The 24,626-nt window shown below is 59.5% G+C and carries 26 protein-coding genes and 2 tRNA genes; 4 read left to right on the top strand and 24 right to left on the bottom strand.

Translation table 11 applies throughout. The features are described from left to right. Window positions 1–37: 37 nt before the first annotated feature. The 9 genes from Q0072_RS03210 to dnaE all read right to left on the bottom strand — a co-directional run bounded on the left by Q0072_RS03210 (window position 38) and on the right by dnaE (window position 11,212). Entirely contained in the window at window positions 38–1,240 is a 1,203-nt protein-coding gene (locus Q0072_RS03210) for an RIP metalloprotease (protein WP_298325635.1), read from the bottom strand. Between the two features lie 45 nt (window positions 1,241–1,285). Then, window positions 1,286–2,485: a 1-deoxy-D-xylulose-5-phosphate reductoisomerase gene (gene dxr / locus Q0072_RS03205; protein WP_298325633.1), complete on the bottom strand. Its 1,200-nt coding sequence runs from the start codon at window positions 2,483–2,485 to the stop codon at window positions 1,286–1,288. Beyond that, window positions 2,482–3,312: a CDP-archaeol synthase gene (locus Q0072_RS03200; protein WP_298325632.1), complete on the bottom strand. Its 831-nt coding sequence runs from the start codon at window positions 3,310–3,312 to the stop codon at window positions 2,482–2,484. Before Q0072_RS03200 ends, dxr begins: the two co-directional genes overlap by 4 nt. Beyond that, complete coding sequence (gene uppS, locus Q0072_RS03195; protein WP_298325631.1) at window positions 3,296–4,054, bottom strand: polyprenyl diphosphate synthase; 759 nt, start codon at window positions 4,052–4,054, stop codon at window positions 3,296–3,298. Before uppS ends, Q0072_RS03200 begins: the two co-directional genes overlap by 17 nt. Window positions 4,055–4,134: 80 nt before the next feature. Next, window positions 4,135–4,692, bottom strand: a complete 558-nt coding sequence (gene frr / locus Q0072_RS03190; RefSeq protein WP_013480308.1) for a ribosome recycling factor — start codon at window positions 4,690–4,692, stop codon at window positions 4,135–4,137. 83 nt (window positions 4,693–4,775) lie between these two features. Further along, on the bottom strand, window positions 4,776–5,507 hold the full coding sequence (gene pyrH, locus Q0072_RS03185; RefSeq protein WP_298325630.1) for a UMP kinase: 732 nt from the start codon (window positions 5,505–5,507) through the stop codon (window positions 4,776–4,778). Window positions 5,508–5,676: 169 nt separating this feature from the next. Continuing rightward, the gene (gene tsf, locus Q0072_RS03180) at window positions 5,677–6,579 is read right to left on the bottom strand and encodes a translation elongation factor Ts (protein ID WP_298325628.1); all 903 of its coding nucleotides are present in this window, start codon (window positions 6,577–6,579) and stop codon (window positions 5,677–5,679) included. Between the two features lie 185 nt (window positions 6,580–6,764). Continuing rightward, window positions 6,765–7,532, bottom strand: coding sequence for a 30S ribosomal protein S2 (gene rpsB / locus Q0072_RS03175; protein ID WP_013480305.1), 768 nt, complete (start codon window positions 7,530–7,532; stop codon window positions 6,765–6,767). 251 nt (window positions 7,533–7,783) lie between these two features. After that, a complete protein-coding gene (gene dnaE, locus Q0072_RS03170; protein WP_298325621.1) occupies window positions 7,784–11,212 on the bottom strand; it encodes a DNA polymerase III subunit alpha in 3,429 nt (1,142 codons plus the stop codon). Here dnaE and Q0072_RS03165 point away from each other — a divergent pair. Continuing rightward, window positions 11,192–11,470 (top strand): hypothetical protein, encoded by a 279-nt coding sequence (locus Q0072_RS03165; protein ID WP_298325618.1) that lies wholly within the window; start codon window positions 11,192–11,194, stop codon window positions 11,468–11,470. The genes dnaE and Q0072_RS03165 overlap by 21 nt on opposite strands. A gap of 7 nt (window positions 11,471–11,477) precedes the next feature. On the opposite strand, the gene Q0072_RS03160 is transcribed toward Q0072_RS03165, so the two are convergent. The 8 genes from Q0072_RS03160 to rplM form a co-directional block, all read right to left on the bottom strand. After that, entirely contained in the window at window positions 11,478–12,176 is a 699-nt protein-coding gene (locus tag Q0072_RS03160; RefSeq protein ID WP_298325615.1) for an ABC transporter ATP-binding protein, read from the bottom strand. After that, window positions 12,169–13,452, bottom strand: coding sequence for a lipoprotein-releasing ABC transporter permease subunit (locus Q0072_RS03155; protein WP_298325666.1), 1,284 nt, complete (start codon window positions 13,450–13,452; stop codon window positions 12,169–12,171). The genes Q0072_RS03160 and Q0072_RS03155 overlap by 8 nt, the downstream gene beginning before the upstream one ends. Next, window positions 13,452–14,771: a proline--tRNA ligase gene (gene proS, locus Q0072_RS03150; RefSeq protein ID WP_298325663.1), complete on the bottom strand. Its 1,320-nt coding sequence runs from the start codon at window positions 14,769–14,771 to the stop codon at window positions 13,452–13,454. The genes Q0072_RS03155 and proS overlap by 1 nt, the downstream gene beginning before the upstream one ends. A 96-nt stretch (window positions 14,772–14,867) precedes the next feature. After that, window positions 14,868–15,125, bottom strand: a complete 258-nt coding sequence (locus Q0072_RS03145; RefSeq protein WP_298325612.1) for a DUF1467 family protein — start codon at window positions 15,123–15,125, stop codon at window positions 14,868–14,870. Continuing rightward, window positions 15,125–15,364, bottom strand: a complete 240-nt coding sequence (locus tag Q0072_RS03140; protein WP_298325609.1) for a hypothetical protein — start codon at window positions 15,362–15,364, stop codon at window positions 15,125–15,127. The genes Q0072_RS03145 and Q0072_RS03140 overlap by 1 nt, the downstream gene beginning before the upstream one ends. Window position 15,365: 1 nt before the next feature. Continuing rightward, entirely contained in the window at window positions 15,366–16,298 is a 933-nt protein-coding gene (gene argC / locus Q0072_RS03135) for an N-acetyl-gamma-glutamyl-phosphate reductase (protein WP_298325607.1), read from the bottom strand. A gap of 275 nt (window positions 16,299–16,573) precedes the next feature. Beyond that, complete coding sequence (rpsI, locus tag Q0072_RS03130; protein ID WP_298325604.1) at window positions 16,574–17,056, bottom strand: 30S ribosomal protein S9; 483 nt, start codon at window positions 17,054–17,056, stop codon at window positions 16,574–16,576. A 2-nt stretch (window positions 17,057–17,058) separates the two neighbouring features. Next, window positions 17,059–17,535 (bottom strand): 50S ribosomal protein L13, encoded by a 477-nt coding sequence (gene rplM, locus Q0072_RS03125; RefSeq protein ID WP_272742643.1) that lies wholly within the window; start codon window positions 17,533–17,535, stop codon window positions 17,059–17,061. Between the two features lie 275 nt (window positions 17,536–17,810). Here rplM and Q0072_RS03120 point away from each other — a divergent pair, with 275 nt between their 5' ends. Next, window positions 17,811–19,247 carry an alkaline phosphatase PhoX gene (locus Q0072_RS03120; protein WP_298325601.1) on the top strand — a complete coding sequence of 479 codons (1,437 nt, stop codon included), beginning with the start codon at window positions 17,811–17,813 and terminating at the stop codon, window positions 19,245–19,247. Window positions 19,248–19,547: 300 nt separating this feature from the next. Here the strand turns inward: Q0072_RS03120 and Q0072_RS03115 are convergent, their stop codons facing one another. Further along, entirely contained in the window at window positions 19,548–20,597 is a 1,050-nt protein-coding gene (locus Q0072_RS03115) for a COX15/CtaA family protein (RefSeq protein WP_298325598.1), read from the bottom strand. Between the two features lie 161 nt (window positions 20,598–20,758). Between Q0072_RS03115 and Q0072_RS03110 the strand changes: the two genes are divergently transcribed. Further along, window positions 20,759–21,028 (top strand): transglycosylase, encoded by a 270-nt coding sequence (locus Q0072_RS03110; protein WP_272742640.1) that lies wholly within the window; start codon window positions 20,759–20,761, stop codon window positions 21,026–21,028. A 13-nt stretch (window positions 21,029–21,041) separates the two neighbouring features. Then, window positions 21,042–21,275, top strand: coding sequence for a DUF2842 domain-containing protein (locus Q0072_RS03105; RefSeq protein ID WP_298325588.1), 234 nt, complete (start codon window positions 21,042–21,044; stop codon window positions 21,273–21,275). A 134-nt stretch (window positions 21,276–21,409) separates the two neighbouring features. On the opposite strand, the gene Q0072_RS03100 is transcribed toward Q0072_RS03105, so the two are convergent. From Q0072_RS03100 to Q0072_RS03075, 6 genes are all read right to left on the bottom strand, one after another. Beyond that, window positions 21,410–21,793, bottom strand: coding sequence for a hypothetical protein (locus Q0072_RS03100; protein WP_298325586.1), 384 nt, complete (start codon window positions 21,791–21,793; stop codon window positions 21,410–21,412). A gap of 381 nt (window positions 21,794–22,174) precedes the next feature. Continuing rightward, window positions 22,175–22,251 (bottom strand) — tRNA-Pro (locus tag Q0072_RS03095). A gap of 87 nt (window positions 22,252–22,338) precedes the next feature. Then, a complete protein-coding gene (locus tag Q0072_RS03090; protein WP_298325584.1) occupies window positions 22,339–22,800 on the bottom strand; it encodes a DUF192 domain-containing protein in 462 nt (153 codons plus the stop codon). Window positions 22,801–22,804: 4 nt separating this feature from the next. Further along, complete coding sequence (locus tag Q0072_RS03085) at window positions 22,805–23,638, bottom strand: glutaminyl-peptide cyclotransferase (RefSeq protein WP_298325583.1); 834 nt, start codon at window positions 23,636–23,638, stop codon at window positions 22,805–22,807. A 100-nt stretch (window positions 23,639–23,738) separates the two neighbouring features. Then, window positions 23,739–24,299, bottom strand: coding sequence for a cold-shock protein (locus Q0072_RS03080; RefSeq protein ID WP_126423717.1), 561 nt, complete (start codon window positions 24,297–24,299; stop codon window positions 23,739–23,741). 248 nt (window positions 24,300–24,547) lie between these two features. Then, window positions 24,548–24,622 (bottom strand) — tRNA-Glu (locus tag Q0072_RS03075). Window positions 24,623–24,626 lie beyond the last annotated feature (4 nt).

The raw sequence follows: 24,626 nt of genomic DNA, 5'->3' as shown, positions 1-24,626 counted from the left end.
AGGCAAAAGACAGGAGATGTATCCCGATCTGCGCCGGTCATGAAAACAGCCCCCCGAAAAACTTGGTAAACCCGATACGGTTAAGGTCATTCCATGTAGCGAACAACATCAAACCTAACAAGGCCACAAGTCCAAATCTGTATCCAAGGCCCTGCACGGTGGCGCTGAGCGGCCGCCGCGCAATGGCTTCGTATGTATAAAAGACCAGATGCCCGCCATCGAGCACCGGGATCGGCAACAGGTTCACAAACCCGATGCCGACCGAGACGAAGGCCGCCATCTGCAACAGGGTGAGCAGCAGACTGAAAGCCATCTGCCCCGGCGTCGCCTTGACGCTGGCGACTTCGGCGGTCAGGTCGCCCGTCGCCTTGGTCATGCCGATAATGCCCGAAAGCTGATCTCCGTTTTCTTTTCCGGTGAAAATACGGCCAATATAGGTCAGGGTCGTGTCAAGGACGCCGATCGTTTTCTGCGTCCCCAGCCACAGGGCCTCGTGGGGCCATGGCGTGCGCGGCTCTCCATCGCCGATCCTCACGGCCAGCACGCCGGCATAGGTCGGTACATGCTGCGATACCTCGGCTATCAGACGGCGCTCCGGCGTAACCGTCAGGCGCACAATCTCGCCGTCACGCCGCACGTCCACGGCTGTGGGTTCGTTGCCACGCATCCGCACCAGCATGATCACGTCTTCTGAGGTCTTGACCTCGCGGCCATCGATGCGGACGAACTGATCGCCGACCTTGAGGCCTGAGCGGGCACCGGGGCCGTTGGGCTCGGAAAAGCCCATGACGGTTCCAGGCGCCATCCCCTTGCCCACGATCATGAAGACCGCGGCAAAAATGATAATAGCCAGCACAAAATTGGCCACCGGCCCAGCCAGCACGATCAGAAAGCGCTGCCACACCGGCTTGAAGTGGAAATAGGCCATTTCCGCCCCCGGCCCTTCGCGCTCACGGATAGTGCGGCGGGCCTTTTCCAATTCTTCGGCGTCGGGTGACATGGAAGACACATGTTCATCGCCCGAAAACTTGACATAGCCGCCCAAAGGCAGGGCGCTCAGGCACCACAGCACGCCATTTTTGTCGCGCTTGGACCAAATGACGGGCCCGAATCCAACGGAGAAGCGTTCGATCTTGGTTTTAAACAGGCGGGCGACGCTGAAATGTCCCAGTTCGTGAAAGGTCACGATCAAAGAGATCACCAGCAGAAAAAGAGGTATGGCCAGAATATAAAAGATCATTATCGTCCGTACTTTATCCCGTCATGCCTGCGAACAGGCCTGCCCCTATGTTCCCGCCGTCTGGCGTGCATTTGCGCCAGAAGCGGCCAGTTGTGACCGCGTGTCGGCATCCACACGCTCAATGTGCGCAACATCATGGCGCAAATCATTACCGAAAGCCATAGACAGCGATTGCGCCCGCATCATGGCGGCTTCAACCGTTGCCGGAATGTCGAGGAATCCGATGCGCCCCTCAAGGAAGGCCTGCACCATCACCTCGTTGGCAGCATTATAGACGACCGGCATCAGCCCACCGGCCTCCAGTGCCTCACGCGCAAGCCTGAGCATAGGGAAGGCCTCGGTATCGGGCCGCTCAAACGTCAGGGTCGAAAGCGCACACAGATCAAGCGGCGGCGCAGACCAGCTATGGCGCTGCGGCCAGCCGAGGCAGTAGGAAATCGGCACCCGCATATCCGGCGGCCCCATCTGAGCCAGCGTCGAACCGTCGCTATATTCGACAAGGCTGTGCACAACGGATTGCGGATGGATCATCACGTCGATCTGAGCGGACGGCATGTCGAACAGATAGGCCGCCTCGATCAGCTCCAGCCCCTTATTGGCCAGAGAGGCGCTGTCGATGGTGATCTTGGCCCCCATCGACCAGTTAGGGTGTTTCAGCGCCTGTTCGCGCGTAACGTGGGCGAGGTCCTGACGCTTTCGGCCCCGGAACGGCCCGCCCGACGCGGTGAGGATCAGGCGGCGGATACGCGCGCGCTCGGCCTCTTCAAAGACCTGAAAAATGGCATTGTGCTCCGAATCGACCGGCAGGATACGCCCGCCCGCTGCCTCAGCGCGCAGGATCAGTGAACGGCCACAACAGACAAGGCTTTCCTTGTTGGCCAAAGCCACCGTGGCCCCCGTCCCAGCCGCTGCCCAGACGGGCCTCAGACCCGCAATGCCGACAATAGCCGCCATCACCCAATCGACCGGACGCGCCGCAGCCGCTTCGACGGCCTCAGGGCCGCAGGCGATCTCGATACCCGAGCCCTTCATCCGTTCGCTGAAATCGGCCCATTGCGACGCATCGGACAGGACCGCCACACGCGGCCGGAATTTCAACGCCTGCTCAGCCAGTAGCGCCGAATTACGTCCGGCGCAGAGGGCTTCCAGTTCGTAGTCTTCGCCGGGCGTGAGCGTTTCTTCGATCAGGTTGAGCGTTGAAACGCCGATGGAGCCGGTCGAACCGAGAATGGAGATACGCCTCATAGCTTGGTCCCCAGCATGACCAGCCAGCGGATACCGCCGATGGCGACGATAGCGAACATTAGCCCGTCCACGCGGTCCAGCAGGCCACCGTGGCCGGGGATCAGCGTGCCGGAATCCTTGACGCCATAGCGACGTTTGAGCATGGACTCCCACAGATCACCGCCCATGGTGGCAAAGGCCACCAGCAAACCGACGATCAGCGCCGCCGTGCTCGACTGAAAGAGCTTGGTGAGGTCGGCCAGCGTCCCGGCGGTCAGCATGCCGGCGATCATGCCCCCGGCAAAGCCTGACCAGGTCTTGTTGGGCGAATATTTGCGCCACAGCTTGGGCCCGCCCACCAGCTTACCGACCAGATAGGCGGCACTGTCCGCCGCCCAGGCGATCAGGAAGGCGAAAAATACCCAATAGACGCCGTTATGCGTCTCACGCAGCCAGATCAGCACCAGAGCCGGCCAGCCTATGTAAAAGGCCCCGTAGGCGGCATCGAGGTGCGGTCCTTTCAGGTAGCGGAAATAAAAGCCCGCACAGATGGCTCCTAAGGCCAGCACCGTCAGTCCGGCCAGCATGTTGAACAGGTAGACGGTAAACACCCCGCCCAGAATGGCCAGACTGATGGCGACGGCCATGCGGCTCGACAACTGAGGGGCCGCCATCGCCCCCCATTCAATCGCCAGCAACGCCACCCCGACACTGAGCAGCAGCAGAAAGGCCCAGTTGCCATAGGCGATAATCAGCAACACAATCGGGATCAGCACCGCCGCCGAGGCGATGCGAAACAGAAGTTCACGTGAGGATTTTTTCGGTTTCGCGTCAGACGGAAGCGACATCACTGGCCTCAACCGCGCCGAAGCGACGCTCGCGCCGGCGGAATTCTTCCAGCGCCGCCTTCAGCGCCTCGCCGTCATAGTCCGGCCACAACACGTCCTGAAACACAAACTCGGCGTAGGCCGCTTCCCATAGCAGGAAGTTCGACAGCCGGTGCTCCCCCGACGTGCGGATCAGCAGATCCAGCGGCGGCAAGCCTGAGGTGGACAAAAGCCCGCCAAAGCGTTCCGCCGTGAGGTCCTCAAGCGCCGCCTCACCCGCTTTCACTTGCCGGGCAAAAGTTTTGGCCGCTTCGAGAATATCGGCCTGCGCGCCGTAATTGAGCGCGACCTGAAGGAAGAAGCGGCTATTGTGTTGCGTGCGCTGGTGCGCTTCGTCCACGCAGTCACGGATATCAAGCGGCAGACCCGCCCTGTCGCCGATAATGCGGACGCAGACCCCTTCGCGCGCCAGACGGTCCAGATCAGAACGGATAAAGGCCTTGAGCAGCCCCATCAGGTCGGACACTTCGGTCGCCGGTCGCCGCCAGTTTTCAGTCGAGAAAGCAAACACCGTCATATGCGTCACGCCCAGATGCGGCGCGGCCGTGATCGTTTTGCGCAAAGCCTCCACACCCGCCTTATGGCCGAAGGTGCGTATCTGACGGCGCGCCTTGGCCCAGCGCCCGTTGCCATCCATGATGATGGCGACGTGCAGCGGCACCGGAGCGGCACCTGTACCGATATGATCCGGCCCTGAGGGCATAAAGGACGCTTTCCTGAAAACAGATGAACGACACACACATCACGGCCCGGCGGGAATCAACCGGGCACGTCGCAGGCGGCTTAGACCTGCATGATCTCCGCTTCCTTGACCTTCAGCATCTCGTCGATGCGCTTGATAGCCTCGTCGGTGAACTTCTGGACCTCGGTGGTCATCTTCTTCTGTTCGTCTTCGGAGATCAGAGAGTCCTTTTCGGCCTTCTTCAGCTCGTCATTGGCGTCACGGCGCACGTTGCGCACGGCCACGCGCTTTTCTTCCGCGTACTTACCGGCGATCTTGGCCAGTTCCTTACGGCGTTCCTCAGTCAGCGGCGGGATCGGCACGCGCAGGGTCTGACCGTCGGTGACCGGGTTCAGCCCCAGACCCGAATTACGGATGGCCTTTTCGACCGACACGACCAGCCCCTTGTCCCAGACATTGACGCTGATCATGCGCGGTTCCGGCACCGAAATGGCGGCGCAGGACAGGATCGACATGGCGGAGCCGTAGGCATCGACCGTAATGCCTTCCAGCAGGCCCGCCGAGGCACGGCCGGTGCGCAGACCGCCGAAATCGTCCTTGAGCGCCGTCACGGACTTGTCCATGCGGTCCTTGTACTTGTTGAGATCAGGCTTGCTCATCTTGGTATCTCTGTATTGGAGCGTTCTCCGGAAGGGGTTACCCCGTCGGAAAGACGCGCGTTAGAACACTATCATACAGGCGTTCAGGCCTGCCCGGAAATGACCGTATGTACCCCCTGCCCCGTGATGACCTTGCGCAGGCCGCCCGGTTCACGGATCGAGAAGACAACGATCGGAATGCCGTTTTCGCGCATCAGCGACACCGCCGAGGCATCCATGACGCGCAGGTCCTTCGACAGAACCTCCATATAGTCCAGCGAATCGTAGCGTGTCGCCGTAGCGTCCTTTTTAGGATCAGCCGTATAGACGCCATCGACCGACGTGCCCTTGAACAGGGCGTCGCAACGCATTTCCGCCGCGCGCAGGGCCGCTGCCGTATCCGTGGTGAAATACGGCGCGCCCAGACCCGCCGCAAAGATCACCACGCGACCTTTTTCCAGATGGCGTTGCGCCCGACGGTGCACAAAGGGTTCACAGACGGCATTCATCTGAATGGCGGACTGCACGCGCGTGCTGACGCCCAGCTTTTCCAGCGCATTCTGCATGGCCAGGGCGTTCATCACCGTCGCTAGCATCCCCATATAATCCGCCGAGGAGCGTTCCATCCCCACGGCCGCCTTGGACAGACCACGGAAGATGTTGCCCCCGCCGATCACCAGACACAGTTCGACGCCCATGCCGGCCACTTCGGCCACTTCCTCGGCCACCGCCTTGACGGTGTTCATGTCGATGCCGAACCCCTGCTCGCCCATCAGGACCTCACCGGAGATCTTGAGGAGAATGCGTTTATAGGTGGGGACGTCGGACGAAGACATGGAAGGCCCTTCGGATGAATCAGATGGGGGTAATGGCGTAGTGCCGCCTGCTCTAGCCGAGATTTCTCTCTTTGAACAGTCAAAGGGCGCAGACACCTTGCGATGCTGCGCCCTTAAACCGTGCATAGGTCGGGAAATCAAGCCACGGGCCGAGTTCCCTTTTTCCGCATTAGCCTTGATTCATCATCGAGGCGACTTCGGCAGCGAAGTCATCGACCTTCTTTTCCACGCCTTCGCCGAGGGCGAGACGGGTGAAGCCGGTCACGGTGACGTCGGTGCCGAGCGCCTTGGCCGTATCGGCGATCAGTTGCTTCACGGTCTGATCCGGGTTCATGACGAAGGGCTGCTCAAGCAGCACGACTTCGCGCTGGAACTTCGAGATCTGGCCGTCAACGATCTTGGAGATCATGGCTTCCGGCTTGCCTTCTTCGCGCGCCTTTTCGGTCAGAACGGTGCGCTCACGCTCGACGGCGGCCGGATCGAGGTCGTCAGACGACAGCGACAGCGGCTGGGTAGCGGCGATGTGCATGGCGATCTTGCGGCCCATGTCGTTCAGGGCTTCGGCGTCGCCGGCGGACTCAACGGCCACCAGAACGGCGATACGGCCCAGGTTCGGCGCAATCGCGTTGTGGATGTAGGACGACACGACGCCTTGCGACACGCTGTGCTTGGCCATGCGACGGGCCACCATGTTTTCACCAATATTGGCGATCAGGTTGGTGATTTCGTCGTTGATAGCCGCCTGCACGCCTTCGACATCGGCAGCTTCGAGACCGGCCTGAGCCGCATTGCGGGCCAGGTTCTGGAACAGTTCGTTGCGCGACACGAAGTCGGTTTCAGCGTTGACTTCAACGGCCACAGCGGTGGTGCCCGAAGAGGCCACGGCCACCAGACCTTCGGCGGCGACGCGATCAGCCTTCTTGGCAGCCTTCGACAGGCCCTTGGTACGCAGCCAGTCCATCGAGGCTTCGACGTTGCCGTCGTTTTCCGACAGAGCCTTTTTGCAGTCCATCATGCCGGCGCCGGACTTTTCGCGCAGTTCCTTAACGAGAGCGGCGGTGATCTCAGCCATGGAATTCCTCCATAAATCTCTAAAAAGTTAACCCTCGGCGGCTCAATAGCCCGAGGGTATGACAAATACGTAACAGCGGAGCCTGACCACCGCTTCAAACGGTTGAAGCGGCATCTTTCATCAAGACCTGAATTTGCATCCGCAAATCCAGTGGTCAGGCCCCGTTGCCGGTAATCCTGAGCAGATTAGGCTTCGCCGGTTTCTTCGGCGATCAGCGCGGGCTCGATCGGGGCTTCCGAAGCACCGAGGTCGATACCCGAAGCCGACTGACCCGCGGCCAGACCATCGAGCACGGCGTCAGCGATCAGGTCGCAATACAGTTGCAGAGCGCGCGCGGCGTCGTCATTGCCCGGAACCGGGAAGGTGATGCCGTCCGGATCGGAGTTCGAGTCGAGGATGCCGATTACCGGGATGTTCAGCTTGCGGGCTTCCTGAATGGCGATCGCTTCCTTGTTGGTGTCGATCACGAACATCAGGTCGGGGATACCGCCCATGTCCTTGATGCCGCCCAGCGACAGTTCCAGCTTGTCACGCTCACGCGTCAGAGTCAGCAGTTCCTTCTTGGAACGGCCAACCGGGTTTTCCATGACCTGTTCCAGTTCACGCAGACGCGCGATCGAACCCGAAATGGTGCGCCAGTTGGTCAGCGTGCCGCCGAGCCAGCGGTGGTTGACATAATACTGAGCCGAACGCTTGGCCGCGACGGCAACCGGACCGGCGGCCTGACGCTTGGTGCCGACAAACAGGACGCGACCGCCGTTGGCGGCGACTTCGCGCACCTTCAGCAGGGCCTGATGCAACAGCGGCAGGGTTTGCGACAGGTCGATGATGTGGATGTTGGAACGCGAACCGAAGAGGTAACGCTCCATCTTCGGGTTCCAGCGGTGAGTCTGGTGACCAAAGTGCGCACCGGCTTCGAGCAGGGCGCGCATAGACAGTTCAGGCATAGCCATGAGTAGATTTCCTTTTCATTCCGATAGACCTCCGCGGACGAAAAAAGCCTCGGCAAGCCGAAACCTCGGAACGGTCGGATGAAGCCGGACGCTTTGGAAATCATTGAAATTCAAAGTCACGGACAACAACCCACCGCGTATCCGCGTGTGAGATGGTGCGCAACTAGGCACAATCGGCACAAAAATCAAGTGATTTTAGGGGAAATTGCGCCCGAAGAGACAATGACGGCGGTCAGGTCGTTTCGTCTCCCCTAAACGTCTTCACAATATAGGACGCCATTCATCGCCTTCAAGGCCCCGCGCAGGCTGGCGTCCAGACGATAGCGGTGCGGCATTTTCAATTCGACCTCGTGCCCGTCGATCTCACTGAGGAGGGTGATTTCCCCGCCCTGTCCGCGCGCGGCATCCAATTGCATTTTGAAAGCGTCCACATCAAAGCCGCGCGGGGATACGGTCAGGCGCAGACCCATATCGTCCGTTTTCAGGGCTCCGGCCATGGGTTCGGCCGACTCGCCAAACATACGCACTTCGCCGTCTGAGCCCTTGCAGCGGACCTTGAGCAGGATCGATTGACCGGGTTCCAGATGTTCGCGATATTTTCGCAGGGCTTCCGGCTGGAACATCACTTCATATTCGCCGCTGGGATCCGAAAGGTTGACGAAGGCGAATTTCTCCCCGGTACGGGCCGAGGCGCGCTCCTGACGACGGCGCACCACCCCGGCCATGCGAAAGGCTTCGCGCCCTTCCTGAGCGAGGGCCAGGGCTTCGGCGTACAGGGTCACATTGCGGCGTTTGAAGACATCGACCATGTCCTGCAACGGGTGACCGGAGAGATAGAAGCCCACTGCCGACAGTTCTTCGTCCAGCGCATCGGGCCCTGAGGCCTTGGGGATGTTGGGCAGGCGCGGGCGCGATGAGTCATTTGTGCCAAACAGGCTAACCTGTGCCGAAGCGCGTTCCGCCGCCATGCTCTGAGCATGCGCGATCAGCAGATCGGCGCTCTGGATAATCTGTGCCCGGTTGGGGTGGATCGAGTCGAAGGCTCCGGCCCGCGCCAGATTTTCGATAGCACGCTTATTGACCGCCTTAGGGTCGATGCGTTCAAGGAAGTCGAAAATGTCCTTGAACGGCCCGCCCGCTTCACGCACGGCCACGACACTGTGCATGGCTTCGAGACCGACATTGCGGATAGCCCCAAGCGCATACAGCACTTCGCCATTTTCCACATCAAAATCGGCCTTTGAGCGGTTGATATCAGGCGGCCGAATGGTCACCCCGAACTGCCGCGCGTCCTGATAAAATACCGCCAGCTTGTCGGTATTGGTGATATCGAGACTCATGTTGGCGGCAAAGAATTCGACCGGATGATTGGCCTTCAGCCAGCCCGTCTGGTACGAAATGAAGGCATAGGCGGCCGCGTGGGATTTGTTGAAGCCATAGCCGGCAAACTTGTTCACCAGTTCGAAGATCGAGTCCGACTGCTTTTCAGGAACCCCCTTCTCCTTGGCACCGGAAATAAACCTTGCTTTTTGCAAGTCCATTTCCTCTTTCTTCTTTTTACCCATGGCCCGGCGCAGCAGATCGGCTTCGCCGAGGCTGTAACCCGACAGGATCTGGGCGATCTGCATCACCTGTTCCTGATAGATGATGACGCCGTAGGTTTCCCGCAGAACCGGCTCCAGAGAGGGGTGGAGCATGTCGATGTCGGCGCGCCCGAACTTGCGATCGACATAGGTGTCGATATTGTCCATCGGGCCCGGACGATAGAGCGAAATCAGCGCGGTGATTTCCTCGATAGACCCGCAACGCATCTTGCGCAGGGTGTCGCGCATCCCCTGACTTTCGAGCTGGAACACGCCGATCGACTGACCTGACGCCAGAAGCTCATAGGTGGTCTTGTCATCCAGTGGCAGGGTGGAGAAATCGACCTCAAGCCCACGCTTTTTCAGATAATGCCAAGCGCGGTTCAGCGTGGTCAGGGTCTTCAGACCCAGAAAGTCAAACTTGACCAGACCGGCGCTTTCGACCCACTTCATATTGAACTGCGTCGCCGGAATGTCGGAACGCGGATCACGATACAGCGGCACCAGCTCGGTCAGCGGACGGTCGCCGATCACAATACCCGCGGCGTGGGTCGAGGCGTTGCGGTACAGGCCTTCGAGTTTCAGCGCCGTATCCAGCAGCTTGGCGACAGATTCTTCTTCGTCGCGGGCTTCGCGCAGACGAGGTTCGATTTCGACAGCCTGAGCCAAAGTGGTCGGGTTGGCCGGGTTGTTCGGCACCATCTTACACAGACGGTCCACCTGACCCAGCGGCAACTGCATCACCCGTCCGGTATCGCGCAGCACGGCGCGCGCCTGAAGCGTGCCGAAGGTGATGATCTGTGCCACACGCTGACGGCCGTATTTTTCCTGAACGTAGGTGATCACCTCTTCGCGGCGTTCCTGACAGAAGTCGATATCGAAGTCGGGCATGGAAACCCGCTCCGGATTGAGAAAACGTTCGAACAGCAGACCAAAGCGCAGCGGATCAAGGTCGGTGATGGTCAGTGCCCACGCGACCAGCGAACCGGCCCCCGACCCCCGGCCCGGCCCGACGGGGATGTCGTGCGCCTTGGCCCATTTGATAAAGTCCGAAACGATCAGGAAGTAACCGGGGAAGCCCATCTTCTGGATGACGCCCACCTCCCGGTCGAGACGCGCCCAGTAGTCTTCTTCCGGGAAGGCCGGTTCGACCTGTTGCAGACGCATTTTCAGGCCTTCACGCGCCTGAAAGGCCAGTTCTTCGTTTTCTGAGCGCCCGGCTCCGGTATCGAAGCGCGGCAGGATCGGATCGCGCTTGCTGACCAGAAAGGCACAGCGGCGTGCGATTTCCAGCGTATTGTCACAGGCTTCGGGCAGATCCGAGAACACCTCGCGCATCAGCAGCGGCGGCTTCAGCCAGTGATCCTTGGTCACCTTGCGCCGGTCGGCCACGCCCATAAAGGTGCTGTCGGAAATACACAGCAGCGCCTCGTGCGCCTTGAACATGTCGCGGTCAGCAAAGTAGGCGTCATTGGTCGCCACCAGCGGTACGTCATGCGCATAGGCAAATTGCACCAGCCCGCTTTCCGCCGAATCCCCGCGGATACCGCCATGCGGCGACCCGTCGTGCCGCTGAAGCTCGATATAGAAGCGGTCCCCGAAGGCGGCGTGCATGTCCTTCAGTGCCGCGTTGGCTTCGTCGGGCTGGTTTTGTTTGAACAGCGGGTTGATCGGACCGTCCGGACCGCCCGACAGCAGGATCAGGCCCTCGGCGCGCTTGACCACCTCTTCCCACAGGACATGCGGTTCGTCCGTCGCCTCAATATCGAGATAAGCTTTGGACGACAGTTCGGTGAGGTTGAGATAGCCCTGCTCATTCTGAACGATCAGGACAATGGTCGGTATCTTGGCCCAGCGGTCGCTGAGGGCGCCGCCTATACCCTTGACCGGCAGGGCGCAGGCGATAATGGGCTGCACGCCCGAATCTTTACACACCTGAGAAAATTCGAGCGCACCAAACAGGTTAGCACGGTCACAGATGGCGATGGCCGGCATCTTCGCCTTGGCCGCCAGCTTGCCCATATCATAGGCCTTGATCGCACCTTCCAGAAGGGAATAGGCCGATCGTACCCGCAGATGGACAAAACCGTCGCTCATCTCAAAAGCCTCTCCGTGCGGTTCGCAGGGCGGCTACTGTCGGACGATTCACCCGATCAGCATAGCCGCCTGACAGACAAGCGCCACAAAAGCGGCAACGGCGGCGAAAGACAATACGTTATGGATGGCCAGCATGGTTTGTCCCCTGAAAGAACAGATGATCAATTCATGCTTTGTTCTATATTCTTATTTTGTTCCCCGTCAACACTCTTTTATCAACAGCGTGAACAAATCATGTATATCGTTGATTTAAAATGATATAATTTTACAGGCTTCCCGGAGCCGTTTCGACCAGACGGCCGTCCTTGAGGCTGACCACGCGGTCCATATGCCCGGCCAGTTCCAGATTGTGGGTCGCAATCAAGGCCGCGACCCCCTGCGCCTTGACGATCGTCCTCAGGGCGTCGAAGACCTGTTGAGAGGTCTGGGGATCGAGATTGCCCGTCGGCTCATCGGCCAGCAGCAGGCGCGGGCCATTGACCAGAGCGCGGGCAATGGCTACGCGTTGCTGTTCACCACCCGACAGTTGCGCCGGCTGGTGGTCAAGACGTTCGCCCAGCCCCAACTGCTCAAGAAGCCCCCTCGCCCGCGTTTCCGCCTGTTTGAGCGGCAGACCCAGCACCCGCTGCGGCAGGGCGACATTGCCCAGCGCCGTAAACTCCGGCAACAGGTGATGAAACTGATAGACAAAACCGATCTTGTGCAGGCGTGCGCGGGTCCGGGCGGCCTCGCTGGCGCGCGTAAAGTCTTCCCCGTCGATGGTCAGTTGCGCCTCTTCGGACGATTCCAGCAAACCGATACAATGCAGCAGCGACGACTTGCCAGACCCGGATGGCCCGATCAACCCGACCACTTCACCAGCGCGCAGGTCGAGATCAACGCCCTTGAGCACGTCCAGCGTGCGACCATCGGCGATGGGATAGGCGCGCACCAGGCCGCGCAGGGACAGCACCACATCACTCATATCTCAGGGCCTCCACGGGTTCGAGCTTGGAGGCCCACAGGGCCGGGAACAGGGTGGCCACGCAGGTAGCGATCATCGAAAAGCCAACGATGATCAGCACTTCGGTGGGTTCAACCTTGGCCGGGATATAGGCCAGGTAATAGACCTCTTCATTGAAGACCTTCACATTGAAGAGGGCTTCGACGATCTGCTGGATCGGGCGGATAAAGATGCAGAACAGCGTGCCAATGGCGACGCCCAGCACCGTGCCGGTCGCCCCGATAATCGCCCCCGACAGGAAGAATATCTTGGTAATCGAAGTGCGATCCGCGCCTAAGGTCCGCATGATGGCGATATCGCGCGTCTTGTTCTTCACCAGCATGACGATGCCGGAAATGATGTTCATGGCGGCGATCAGTACGATCAGCATGAGAATCAGGCGCATCACGTTGCGTTCGACCTGAAGCGCGTTCCACAATGGCGCATTGCGTTGCGTCCAGTCGAGCAGAACAGCCTTATCCCCCGCGGCCTTGCGAAAAGCCGGGTAGTAGTCCTTGATATTATAGGGGTCTTTCACCTTGATTTCGACGGCGTCCCACTCGTCCTCGCGGTCGAAAAAGAGTTGCGCCTGTTGTAACGGCATGAAGACAAAGGCGGCGTCCAGTTCCGACACACCACTCTTGAAGATGCCACCCACCACATAGGGCTTGCGGCGCGGCATGGCCCCGAAGGCGGTGCTGCCCGACGGCGACAACAGCGTCAGTTCGTCACCGACGCGCACATTCATCTGGCTGGCCAGACCTTCACCGATGAGAATAACGTCACCGCCATATTCGCCCACGCCAAAGCCATCGAGCGAGCCGGATTTGATATTGTCGCGGATGATCGGCGTGTTTTTCAACGCGGCCACATCGACACCGCGCATATAGGCCAGTCCGGCTTGCGAAAATGGCCCCTGCGCCAGACCCGGCGATTCCACATAGGGCGAGGCTTCGATGACGCCCGGAATGGCGCGCAGGCGCTTGAGCATGGCGTCGCGGCCGTTCCAGTCGGTCAGGGGTTCGCCCGCCACGAACTGATGGCCGTTAAAGGCCAGCACGCGCGACATCAGCTCGTCGCGAAAGCCGTTCATCACCGACATGACGATGATCAGAACACCTACGGCCAGCGTGATGCCGATAAAGCTGATTATGGCGATGAGGGCGATGCCGCCGTCCTTGCGTTTGGTGCGCAGATATCTGAGCGCCAGATCGGTTTCCCACGCGGAGAAAGAAAACAGCGACAACAGCCCCTTCATCATTTTGCCTTGGTCAGTTGTTCAAGGACGGCATCGAAGGCCGCCGTGTGGCGTTCGCCGGTGGCGCGGTGCTTGATTTCGACCTGACCTTCGGCAATGCCCTTGGGCCCGATGATCAGTTGCCACGGAATACCGATCAGGTCCATCGAGGCGAACTTGGCACCCGGACGGTCGTCCGTATCGTGATAAAGCACGTCACGTCCGGCAGCCGTCAGTGCCTTATAGGCCTTGTCGCAGGCCGCATCGCAGGCTTCGTCACCGACGCGCAGATTGATCAGGGCCACGTCGAAGGGCGCGACGCTTTCGGGCCAGATGATGCCCGCCTCGTCGTGGCTGGCTTCGATAATGCCGCCGATCAGGCGCGATACGCCGACGCCGTAAGAGCCCATGTGCACATTGACTTGCGAACCGTCGGGACCGGAGACCTTAGCCCCCATCGGCGCAGAATATTTCTCACCGAAATAGAAGATGTGACCGACTTCGATGCCGCGCGCCGACAACTGCTTGTCCGCCGGAACGGCATTGAAGGCCGCCTCGTCGTGCATTTCTTCGGTGGCGGCGTAAAGCGACGTGCGCTGATCGACCAGCCCTTGCAGATCGTCCCAGTCCACATCGGCACCGGGCGCCGGCATATCAACCAGATCCTTATGGCAGAAGACCGCGCTTTCGCCCGTTTCGGCAAGGATGATGAATTCGTGGCTGAGGTCGCCGCCGATCGGGCCGGTGTCGGCGCGCATCGGCACCGCCTTCAGGCCCAGACGGCTGAAGGTGTTGAGATAGGCGATGAACATGCGGTTATAGGCCTTGCGCGCCGAGGCCTCGTCGATGTCGAACGAATAGGCGTCCTTCATCAGGAACTCACGGCCGCGCATGACGCCGAAGCGCGGGCGCTGTTCGTCGCGGAACTTCCACTGGATGTGGTAGAGGTTCATCGGCAGGTCCTTGTAGGACTTTACCGTGCCACGGAAGATTTCCGTGATCATTTCTTCATTGGTCGGACCATAGAGCATCTCGCGCTCATGACGGTCCTTGATGCGCAGCATTTCCTGACCGTAGTCGTCATAGCGACCCGACTCGCGCCACAGATCGGCCAGTTGCAGGGTCGGCATCAGAAGCTCAACCGCGCCGGCACGCTGCATTTCCTCGTGCACGATCTTTTCGATCTTGCGCAGCACCCGCAGCCCCAGCGGCAGCCAGGCATAGATGCCGGCGGCCTCCTGACGGATCATGCCGGTACGCAGCATGAGACGGTGCGAAACGATCTGGGCTTCGGAGGGATTTTCCTTAAGCAGCGGAAGCAAATAGCGCGACAGGCGCATGGGCAGGGAACCTTGGGATTGCGGCAAACTGGCCTTGTACTAGCCAGCTTCGCCGTCATTGATCAATGCTAAAAAGGCGGAAATAGGACGGGCCGATCAGGCCGCGGGGATTTCCGGCAGCGGAATGAGGCCAAACTGCACGATGACCATAACAATGGCCCACACCACCACGGCCACGACCGTGTTGATCAGCAGCTTCTTTTTGAGATTGTGGAAGATCGGCGCGCCGGGATCGCCACCGTCCTTGGTCTCGATACCGGCTTCGTGATGGCTCACATTGCCAAACGGCAGAATGGCAAACAGAGTCACCCACCAGATCATCAGAAGAATGGCAATGCTGGTCAGAGGTCCCATTACGACGCCTTGTCCTTATCCGTCACATCGGGGGAAGATTGGTCCTTTTTTCGGAACATCGTCAAGCCGCCAAACACCACAAACAGGATGATGAAGGTCACCCAGGGAAAGCCGCCCTTGTGTTCAGAGGTTTCAGCCTTTTCCGCGACCGGCGCCACCGAAGCGGTGGGGGATGCCGGGGCGGCCTGGCCAGAAACCGGCGCAACCGTGAGAGCCAGAGCGAGCCAAACCGCTTTCATATCAAAGCAGTCCGGCGGTTTCTTCGAGGCCGAGCACGAGGTTGAGATTTTGCACCGCTGCGCCCGACGCTCCCTTGCCCAGATTGTCGAACACCGCCACCAGATTGGCCGTGTCACCATCTTCCTGACCAAAGACGTGGATCAGCAACTGGTTGGTGTCGCGCAAGGCATCGCCATTGACGGAGGTCGCCGCTGCCGTTTCTTCAGGCGAAGCGACACGCACAAACGGCTCACCGGCATAGTGGGCGGTGAGGATATTGTAGATGGTGGGCAGGTCAGGCGCATCCGGCAGGGCCCACAGGTGCAGCGGCACCTCGACGATCAGGCCTTGCGCAAAACTGGCAACGGTCGGCGAAAAGATCGGGGCGGTTTCCAGTCCGGCATAGAGTTGCATTTCCGGCAGGTGCTTGTGTGTCAGGCCGGTGGCATAGATGCGCTCACGTCCTTGCCCGTTTTCGAACTCCGCAATCATCGCCTTGCCGCCGCCGCTATAGCCGGTCAGCGACGTGGCCACCATCGGGAAGAAGGGCGGCAGGACGCCCAGCTCGACCAGAGGCCGCGTCAGGGCAATGAAGCCGGTGGCGTGGCAGCCGGGATTGCTGATCCGCTTTGAAGCGCGGATCAGATCGCGCTGATCCTCGGTCATTTCGGGGAAGCCGTAGGTCCAGCCCTCAGCGACGCGGTGGGCCGTCGAAGCGTCAATCACCACCACGTCCGGGTTTTCGATCAGGGCGACGGCTTCTTTAGCGGCCTCATCGGGCAGGCAAAGGATGACAGCATCGGCGGCATTAAGCGCTTCGCGACGGGCTTCGGTGTCCTTGCGGCGATCATCGCTCAGGCGGATCAGTTCGATCTCCGGGCGCTTTTCCAGCCGCTCGCGGATTTGCAGACCGGTGGTGCCGGCTTCGCCGTCGATGAAAACCTTATGGGACATGACTTTTCCTTTCCTCCTCCCCTGTTTACGGGGGAGGTGGCGGGCTTGTCCCGCCGGAGGGGCTTATGACGAGGAGACGTTTGTCACCTCCGTCATTTCGCGACGCTCAATGCCACCTCCCCCGTTTGCGCAGGGGAGGAGAAATTGGATCGGGTTTTATGATGAAATGCAGGGCATAAAAAGCGAAAAACACCGTCGGGTCGCCCCGAGGGTGTTTTTCTCCGTATTCCGGAAGGGGGCACTTGGGGGAAACCACGTTTCCCCCAAGACCACCCTTAACGCTTCGAGAACTGGAACGAACGGCGGGCCTTGGCGCGGCCGTACTTCTTACGCTCGACGACGCGCGAGTCACGCGTCAGGAAGCCAGCGGCCTTCAGCGCCGGGCGCAGGGCGGGCTCATAATAGGTCAGTGCCTTAGACAGGCCGTGACGGATGGCGCCGGCCTGACCCGACAGACCCGAACCGTGGACCGAAACGATGACGTCGAATTGTGACGCACGGTCGGTCAGGTTCAGCGGCTGAGCGATCATCATGCGCAGAACCGGACGCGCGAAATAGATTTCCTGCGCGCGGTCATTGATGATCCACTTGCCCGAACCCGGCTTGATCCAGACGCGGGCGACGGCGTTCTTACGCTTGCCGGTGGCATAGGCGCGGCCGTATTTGTCGAGTTGCTGAACGCGCTCGACCGGCGCATTTTCAGGGTTCGACGACAGGGAAGCGAGGGCTTCGAGGCCTTGAGCTTGAACTTCAGACATTCTTAGACGCTCCGGACGTTCTTGCGGCTCAGGGCCTTGAAGTCGATGACTTCCGGCGATTGAGCTTCGTGGGGGTGCTCCGAACCGGCGTAGATACGCAGGTGGGTCATTTGGGCGCGGGCCAGCGGCGATTCCTTGGGCAGCATACGCTCGACAGCCTTGGTCAGAACGCGCTCAGGGTACTTGCCGCTGAGGATCTGACCCATGGTGCGTTGCTTGACGCCGCCGGGGTGACCGGTGTGCCAGTAGAAGATCTTGTCCGTCAGCTTCTTGCCGGTGTAGTGCACCTTGTCGGCATTGATGACGATGACGTAGTCGCCGGAATCGACGTGCGGGGTGTAGTCCGGCTTGTGTTTGCCGCGAAGACGCATGGCGATGAACGAAGCCAGACGGCCAACAACGGCGTCCTGGGCGTCAATCACGATCCACTTCTTCTCGACATTGGCGGGCTTGAGCGCCGCGGTCGCAGAGGTAAGCATGGGAGATCCCTTTGGTGAAATCCGGGGTTTTAAACGGGTGCTTCCCGCCGTGACAGACGCCACCGCCGGAAAAGTCGGGAGCGTATAGACGAGGCAAATGGCCGCGTCAACCCTTATTTTTGACAAAAATTGAAACAGACAATTGTTTTTATTGATATTTTTGAATTGGGTATTAAATTACCGTATCAAATCGTCATAATTCTGTTCCCGCCTGTCTTTACATAAGGCGCATCCGATTCCAAACGGTAGTGTCCCTTATGCGCAAAGGTGTTTCCATGTCGCTGTCCCGCCGCACCCTCCTCTCTTCGTCTCTGGCCACCTCTGCGGCCTTTACTGGCATGGCGCTGTGGATCAGCAAGGCCGCCGCGGCCCACCGCCTGACCGAAAACGCCCCTGACACCTATGTCAATCAGATCGAAGGCTATGGTCCGCTGGTGAAGGACCCCAACGGTATCGCCGACCTGCCCGCTGGCTTCTCCTACCGCATCTTCTCGCGTCAGGGGGAAACCATGAGCGACGGCCTGATCGTGCCGGGCAAGCACGACGGCATGGCCTGTTTCCCGCACGGCCCGGACACGGTGCTGCTGGTGCGCAATCACGAAATCAAGCACAGCCTCAGCAAGATCGGCCCGTTCGGCGCGCAGAACGAACTGTTCGGCAAGGTCGATGCGGCCAAGGTCTATGACTTCGCGCCCGACGGTCGCCCCCTGCACGGCGGCACAACGACGCTGGTATATAACATTAAGGAACAGAAACTGGTCAGCCATCACCTGTCGCTGATCGGCACCTCGACCAACTGCGCGGGCGGCCCGACGCCCTGGGGCTCGTGGCTGACCTGTGAGGAAAGCTCGCAGCAGGCACCGAACGGCGTCGGCAAGGACCACGGTTACGTCTTCGAAGTCCCCGCGCGCGCCGAAGGTCTTGTCAAGGCCGAGCCGATCAAGGCCATGGGCCGCTTCGAGCACGAGGCCGTGACCGTCGATCCCAAGACCGGTATAGTCTATCTGACCGAAGATGCCGGGGACTCGGCCTTCTATCGCTTCATCCCCAAGGTGCCGGGCAAGCTTCTGGAAGGCGGTAAACTGCAAGCATTGGTCATCAAGGGCAAGCCGCACGCCCTGACCGACAACAAGACCGGCTTCTTCTGGAAGCAGGGCGATTGGTTCGAAAGCGAGTGGGTTGATCTTGATGAGGTCGAAAGCCCCAATAACGACCTGCGCACCCGCGCCCACGCCAAAGGTGCGGCGCAGTTCGCACGCGAGGAAGGCATCTTCTTCGGCGAAGGCGAGCTTTACTTCACCTGCACCTCCGGCGGTCCCGGTGAAAACGGCCAGATCATGCGCTATGTGCCGAGCCCCTACGAAGGCACGGCGCAGGAAGCCCGCGCCCCCGGTCGTATCCAGCTCTTTGCCGAGCCCAACAACGATCTGCTGTTCGACTATGTAGACAATATCGTCGTTTCGCCGCGCGGTCAGCTCTTTGCCTGCGAAGACCGCTATTCCGACACGCTGAAAAACCACCTGAAGATCATTACGCGCGAGGGGAAGGTCACCACCTTCGCCCGCAATACCGAACCGACCAATTCAGAATGGGCCGGTGTCTGCTTCTCGCCCGACGGCTCGACCATGTTCGTCAACCTGCAAAACCCCGGCTGGACTCTGGCCATCACCGGCCCGTGGGATCAGTTCAGCACTGAGGCGGTCAAGGGGTAAGAAAGACGTGGGGCCTGCGCTCAAACAGCGAAGCGGTAGCGCACTTCAAAGCCCCCACACCCCACAACTGGGCGCCCAAGCGGCACGACCTGTGATTATCTGCAAAATAAAACGGGGGCTGCGCCCCCAAATAATCCTTCCGTCACGCGCTGTATCTTAGGTTTGAGCGCGGATAGGTGATGGGGTGCAGGGGCCTGTGGCCCCTGCGTCTTTCCTTTCGGCTTCGCCTCCCCCTCCGTCTTTTTGCCTTTCAGGCAAAAATCCACCTCCCCATGCCTGCGGCACAGGGAGGAGGCACGTTTAAAAATTACGGCGGCGGAAGTCGCGATCGGCGCGGGCGACCTTCCACAGCAGCAGGGTGGCCAGAATGAGCAGCAGGACAGCCCCCAACTGGTGCAGCAGGCCAAAGGCGATGTGTACATTGGTCCACAGAGTCGCGACGCCGAGAGCGGCCTGACACCAAACCAGCACACCGAAGGCGGCGGCGATCAGGCGCATACCGTCATCGAGGCAGCGCCGCCACAGCCACAGGACCAGAGCCGTGGCATAGAGCAGCAGGATATAGGCGTTAAAGCGGTGCAGGACCTGCACCATGCCCTGATCGTGGACGAAGACGTGCCACAGGCCTTTGGAATAATCGACAAAGGGCACGATACGCCCGCCCATCAGCGGCCAGTCATTATAGACCAGCCCGGCATCGTTACCGGCGACCAGCGCGCCCAGCATGGATTGCAGGAAGGTCAGGCCAAACAGACCGGCGACGGCAGCAACCCAGCCACCCGGCGCGCCATGCCCGCGCGATTGGCCGTGTAAGGCTTCGTTGGCCGTCCATATGGCAAAGATCATGATGACCAGGGCCAGGCTGAGATGCGTCATCAGGCGTTCGGGGGCGACGTCGATGCGGTTGGCCAGTCCCGAATGCACCATCCACCAGCCGATCGTCCCCTGCACGCCGACCAACCCGACCAGCAAGGCACACCGCCAGATCAGGCGCTGCGGGATGGCCTGCATGAACAAAAAGACAATAAAGGGGATAAGGACCGCGGCACCGATCAGGCGACCCAGCAGGCGATGACCCCATTCCCACCAGAAGATGAATTTGAACTGCGCCACCGACATGTTCGCATTCACCTGCTTGTACTGCGGTATCTGCTGGTACTTAGTGAACTCTTCGGCCCATTGGGCGTCATTCAGCGGCGGCACTACGCCGTGGATGGGCTTCCATTCGGTGATCGACAGGCCTGAGCCGGTCAGGCGCGTGGCGCCACCAACCATAACGATCAGCACGACCATAGCGGCCACAATAGAGAGCCAGATGGCCACGGAAGGAGATTTGAGCGGAAGCCTCACCGTTACGCCTCACTGAAAATAATTGTTGGGTTCCGTCGAGCGGACCTGTTCAACTGCGGCGAAATAACCTGTAATAGGCATTGGCCGTGCCTTTTGATTTGCCCACAGGGAGGGGTGAAATTCAAGCGACGCGCGACGGAAAAATGTGAAAGGTTCCACAAATGGGTGTTCAGGATTGGATTCTGGCCGGTATGACGGGGTTCATCGTCGGTTGGATCGCCAACAACCTGACCAAGAGCCGCTACAGCGCCATCATCAATATGTTTGTGGGCATTTTCGGGGCGATCCTGATGACGTTTTTCATCCATATTCTCGATATTTATCCGGATCGCTTCTATACGACGCTCAGGGCCGCCGGTGCGGGTTCGGCCGGTCTTCTGGCGCTGTTTCATCTGACGCGCGCCATCGAAAAAGTGAACGTCAAGAAATGAAGCGGGTAAACCGATGAGCACAGATGCGACAAAGGGTCTCAGCCTGCCGGTGCGCCGTGTGATCGCCTGTATCGGCATTGTCGTGTTTCTGGCCGTCTATGTGGTGATCGTTTCCAGCATCGGCGAAAAGCTGCCCGACAACGATCTGGTGCAACTGCTGTATTACGGTCTGTCCGGCATATTGTGGGGGATTCCCGTGCTTCCGATCATAAGCTGGTCGGAAAATTACAAGGGTCGGAAGCGTTAGAGCGGAATGATTTCTATTGGAATCATTCCGCTCAAGCCGCCATTGAGGCGGCGGCCAAGGTGGCGAAGCCACCGCCCGGCGAGGGACTAAACAAAAAACTGGATCATTATGTTTCTAACAGAAATCATAATGATCTAAAGCGGCAGGAAGCTATCGTCATCGGAATTTGGCGGTCGCTTACCCACAGCGAAGCCGCTTGCGGCCCACAGTGTCCATACGGTCAGCACACCGAGGCCCAAAAGGCAGATGATCAGCCGATCCACAACCGCCTTTTGCGCGTGTTGAATCACCCAACCGGCGGCGATGGTCAGCAGAGAGGCGACCATCAGATGAACCAGTGCGTGCAATACGCCCCGCTTTAACACAGCCAGTAAGCCCAACATCACGACAACAAAAGCCGCTACCCCCGCCCCCCAAACCACCCACTCCGGATCGGTCAGCGGCCCGCGCAACGGTACGCCGGCGGTGAGTAACAGAAGCGCAGCGAGACCTGTGAGGACGGCGATGGCGCGGCTCATGGGGTGCATCCGAACGGGTGCCGCTATGGGTTTATAGCGGCTGCCAATACAGTGATAATACCGCAGAGTCTCGGCGGATGCATCCGGGAAAGGTGAAGATGGGTATTGCGGCCGAGTCAGGCGAGAGGATTGATGCGCCGCGTTTTAACGCGGCTTACCCTTCGGGCGCCTTCGGCGTCCATCGCCCTTTCGGGTCGATGTGGCTCCGCTCCGCCGCGTCTGCGTGTGATCAAGCAGGCTCCGCCTCTTGATCATCACTTGGGCATTTTCGGTGCGCTAACGCTACGCTCTTTGAGCGCGTCGAACCTCTTATCGGTTCGAACCCTGCTCTGAAGATCAATAAAAAAGGGACTGCCTATAGGGCAGTGCCTTTTTTATTGATGGTCGGGGCGAGAGGATTCGAACCTCCGACCTGCTGCACCCAAAACAGCTGCGCTACCAGGCTGCGCTACACCCCGACACCTTACCCGCAGGCAAGGCGCGCTACATGCCACTTCAAAGCCGGTTCCGCAAGCCGTTTTACACACCGCCCACAGAACAAGCGTCTATTGCGGCATCGGCCCCTTGCCTTCAAAGAAGCGGTGCGTAATGCGGTCGCCCGGCTTGATCCCCAAAACATCGGCCTGACCGCCATTGATTTCCAGAACCGCCGCCGCCGGGCCGAACGAATGCAGCGGCGTTTCGTTCATCGGCATCGTGTTCTTCTGAATGGAAATCACTTCGCCTGACTTAGAAATATAAATAATATCAAGCGGTATATGCGTATTCTTCATCCAGAAGGCACGCTCGCGCGCATCCGGAAACAGGAACAGCATCCCCTGCCCGGCCGGCAGGCTATCGCGGTTCATCAGGCCGGTTTCGCGTTCCTGTTCGTCATCAGCGATTTCGACCTGAAACGCGTGGGTGGTGCCACCCGACAAAACCTGAAGCGCCTCGCGCTCCGGCGGTTTCGGCTGACAGGCCGCCAGAAGCAGAAAGAGCGGGAGCCATTTTGTGTGCTTGATCATAAAGTTACCGGAACTCATAGGGTTTGCCCGTCGCCTTGTCGATCAGTTCGATCTCAAACAGCGCCGGCCAGTATTTACCGGTGACCAGCAGATGCTTCGTTTCCGGATTAAAGGCAATGCCGTTCAGAACGTCGATGCGCTGCGTAATGGCCGGGCCATAGGCCATCAGACCTTTCAGATCGACTATGCCGTTGATCTTGCCGTCTTTAGGGTCGATGCGGACAATATAGTCGGTTTGCCAGACATTGGCGTAGACCTGCCCGCCGATATATTCCAGCTCATTGAGCATCTCGATGGGCTCGCCGCGCAGGGTCACCGGCACTTCACTGACCACCTTGAAGGTCTGCGGGTCCAGAAAACGCAAACGGTCGCTGCCGTCGCTGAGGATCAGGTGCGTACCATCACCGGTGAGGCCCCAGCCCTCGCCCGTATAAGCGAACTCCCCCTTTGGCGCGAAACTGTCACGATCCCAGACGAAGGCCTTGCCGTGCGTCCAGGTCAGGCCAATGATGGCATTACCCCACGGTGCCACGCCTTCGGCAAAATAGGGCCGTGCAATATCGTGTTTGCGTTTGATCTCGCCGGTGGTCAGATCAACTTCGCGCAGCGACGAGGCCCCCGCCATGCCGGTGCTTTCAAACAAACGGCCATTCTGAATGAACAGGCCTTGCGTAAAGGCCTGCGGGTCATGCGGATAGACCTTCACGACGCGATAGGTGTAGTGCGCCACTTCCGCCGGTGCGGCAGCCGTTGCCGCAGAAGTCTGAGCATGGGCCGGCAAGGCGGGCGACAGCGCCGCCATCATGAGTGCCAGAGACCACCGAAAGGCTTTGTACACAGACCTCACCGTTCACACCTGCAAAGAAAAACGGAGGCGAAACATCGCCTCCGTTGGAAATTCGCCGGATTCAATGGCCGTTTCAAGGCCCTTTTTCCGCTCAGGCCATTGCCTTTGGCTGGACCTCGGTCACGACCAGCCCCTTGGGGCCTTCGCCGAAGCGCACCATCAGGGTGTCACCCTGCTGAACGTCCTCAAGGCCAAACCGACGCAGCGTTTCGATATGGATGAAGATGTCCGTCGGATCATTGCCACGCACAACGAAGCCATAGCCCTTAGTGCGGTTGAACCATTTGATGGTCGCCGCTTCGAGATCACCTATGGTTGCCTGCACGTTATGCGTCGAACGCACAGCCGCCGGATCACGCGCCTCGCGTACAGGGCCGCTGCCGCTGTCTTCCAGTGCTGTGATCTGAATAACCTGCCAGCCCTTGGCACGCTTGGCGATCTTGCATTCAATGGCGGCACCTTCGTGCGCCAGATCACGCCCCAGATCACGCAGTGCGGATACATGCAGCAGCACATCACGCATGCCGGTCAATTCGGGGGATTGAGGCACGATGAAGCCATAGCCCTTGCCGGCATCGAACCACTTCACGCGACCGGAAATAGCCTTTACGTCTTCCGCCTCGCTGCTCTTTGCGTAATCGTACAAACTCATATTCCTCACCAAGCCCACGAATAATCTACTGCGCGAGCACTATAACATGGATATTTTTAAATGGGCAGCACCCCTGCCCCTCTCTTTTTTGAGACGATATGCGAAAATATCGCTTAATGCGAGTAAAAAAGCGGTAATTATGTCGCTTGGCGTAGCCTTGACGCAATATATGACGTTTTTGACACAGGCTCGCACATTCCGTTCAGAAAATCGGACGCGCGCAAAAAGTGTGAGGAAGAAGGTTACGGTGGCAGTCCCTAGGGGAGTCGAACCCCTCTTTTCAGGTTGAAAACCTGACGTCCTAACCGATAGACGAAGGGACCGCGT

It is taken from the genome of Asticcacaulis sp., from assembly GCF_027484505.1.
Classification (GTDB): domain Bacteria; phylum Pseudomonadota; class Alphaproteobacteria; order Caulobacterales; family Caulobacteraceae; genus Asticcacaulis.
The sequence above is the reverse complement of the archived record's forward strand: the minus strand, read 5'-3'. Positions and strand labels throughout refer to the sequence as shown.

Excerpts from the sequence above, each read along its gene's own strand:
- Q0072_RS03140 (WP_298325609.1), bottom strand. The coding sequence starts at position 15,364 with ATGAAAGCGGTTTGGCTCGCTCTGGCTCTCACGGTTGCGCCGGTTTCT.
- Q0072_RS03160 (WP_298325615.1), bottom strand. The coding sequence starts at position 12,176 with ATGAGTGATGTGGTGCTGTCCCTGCGCGGCCTGGTGCGCGCCTATCCC.
- dxr (WP_298325633.1), bottom strand. The coding sequence starts at position 2,485 with ATGAGGCGTATCTCCATTCTCGGTTCGACCGGCTCCATCGGCGTTTCA.
- Q0072_RS03145 (WP_298325612.1), bottom strand. The coding sequence starts at position 15,125 with ATGGGACCTCTGACCAGCATTGCCATTCTTCTGATGATCTGGTGGGTG.
- uppS (WP_298325631.1), bottom strand. The coding sequence starts at position 4,054 with ATGCCCTCAGGGCCGGATCATATCGGTACAGGTGCCGCTCCGGTGCCG.
- Q0072_RS03090 (WP_298325584.1), bottom strand. The coding sequence starts at position 22,800 with ATGATCAAGCACACAAAATGGCTCCCGCTCTTTCTGCTTCTGGCGGCC.
- Q0072_RS03105 (WP_298325588.1), top strand. The coding sequence starts at position 21,042 with ATGAGCACAGATGCGACAAAGGGTCTCAGCCTGCCGGTGCGCCGTGTG.
- rpsB (WP_013480305.1), bottom strand. The coding sequence starts at position 7,532 with ATGGCTATGCCTGAACTGTCTATGCGCGCCCTGCTCGAAGCCGGTGCG.
- dnaE (WP_298325621.1), bottom strand. The coding sequence starts at position 11,212 with ATGAGCGACGGTTTTGTCCATCTGCGGGTACGATCGGCCTATTCCCTT.
- pyrH (WP_298325630.1), bottom strand. The coding sequence starts at position 5,507 with ATGTCTTCGTCCGACGTCCCCACCTATAAACGCATTCTCCTCAAGATC.
- rpsI (WP_298325604.1), bottom strand. The coding sequence starts at position 17,056 with ATGTCTGAAGTTCAAGCTCAAGGCCTCGAAGCCCTCGCTTCCCTGTCG.
- Q0072_RS03100 (WP_298325586.1), bottom strand. The coding sequence starts at position 21,793 with ATGAGCCGCGCCATCGCCGTCCTCACAGGTCTCGCTGCGCTTCTGTTA.
- Q0072_RS03210 (WP_298325635.1), bottom strand. The coding sequence starts at position 1,240 with ATGATCTTTTATATTCTGGCCATACCTCTTTTTCTGCTGGTGATCTCT.
- Q0072_RS03110 (WP_272742640.1), top strand. The coding sequence starts at position 20,759 with ATGGGTGTTCAGGATTGGATTCTGGCCGGTATGACGGGGTTCATCGTC.
- Q0072_RS03200 (WP_298325632.1), bottom strand. The coding sequence starts at position 3,312 with ATGTCGCTTCCGTCTGACGCGAAACCGAAAAAATCCTCACGTGAACTT.
- Q0072_RS03120 (WP_298325601.1), top strand. The coding sequence starts at position 17,811 with ATGTCGCTGTCCCGCCGCACCCTCCTCTCTTCGTCTCTGGCCACCTCT.
- Q0072_RS03155 (WP_298325666.1), bottom strand. The coding sequence starts at position 13,452 with ATGAAGGGGCTGTTGTCGCTGTTTTCTTTCTCCGCGTGGGAAACCGAT.
- argC (WP_298325607.1), bottom strand. The coding sequence starts at position 16,298 with ATGTCCCATAAGGTTTTCATCGACGGCGAAGCCGGCACCACCGGTCTG.
- rplM (WP_272742643.1), bottom strand. The coding sequence starts at position 17,535 with ATGCTTACCTCTGCGACCGCGGCGCTCAAGCCCGCCAATGTCGAGAAG.
- frr (WP_013480308.1), bottom strand. The coding sequence starts at position 4,692 with ATGAGCAAGCCTGATCTCAACAAGTACAAGGACCGCATGGACAAGTCC.
- tsf (WP_298325628.1), bottom strand. The coding sequence starts at position 6,579 with ATGGCTGAGATCACCGCCGCTCTCGTTAAGGAACTGCGCGAAAAGTCC.
- Q0072_RS03165 (WP_298325618.1), top strand. The coding sequence starts at position 11,192 with ATGGACAAAACCGTCGCTCATCTCAAAAGCCTCTCCGTGCGGTTCGCA.
- Q0072_RS03080 (WP_126423717.1), bottom strand. The coding sequence starts at position 24,299 with ATGAGTTTGTACGATTACGCAAAGAGCAGCGAGGCGGAAGACGTAAAG.
- proS (WP_298325663.1), bottom strand. The coding sequence starts at position 14,771 with ATGCGCCTGTCGCGCTATTTGCTTCCGCTGCTTAAGGAAAATCCCTCC.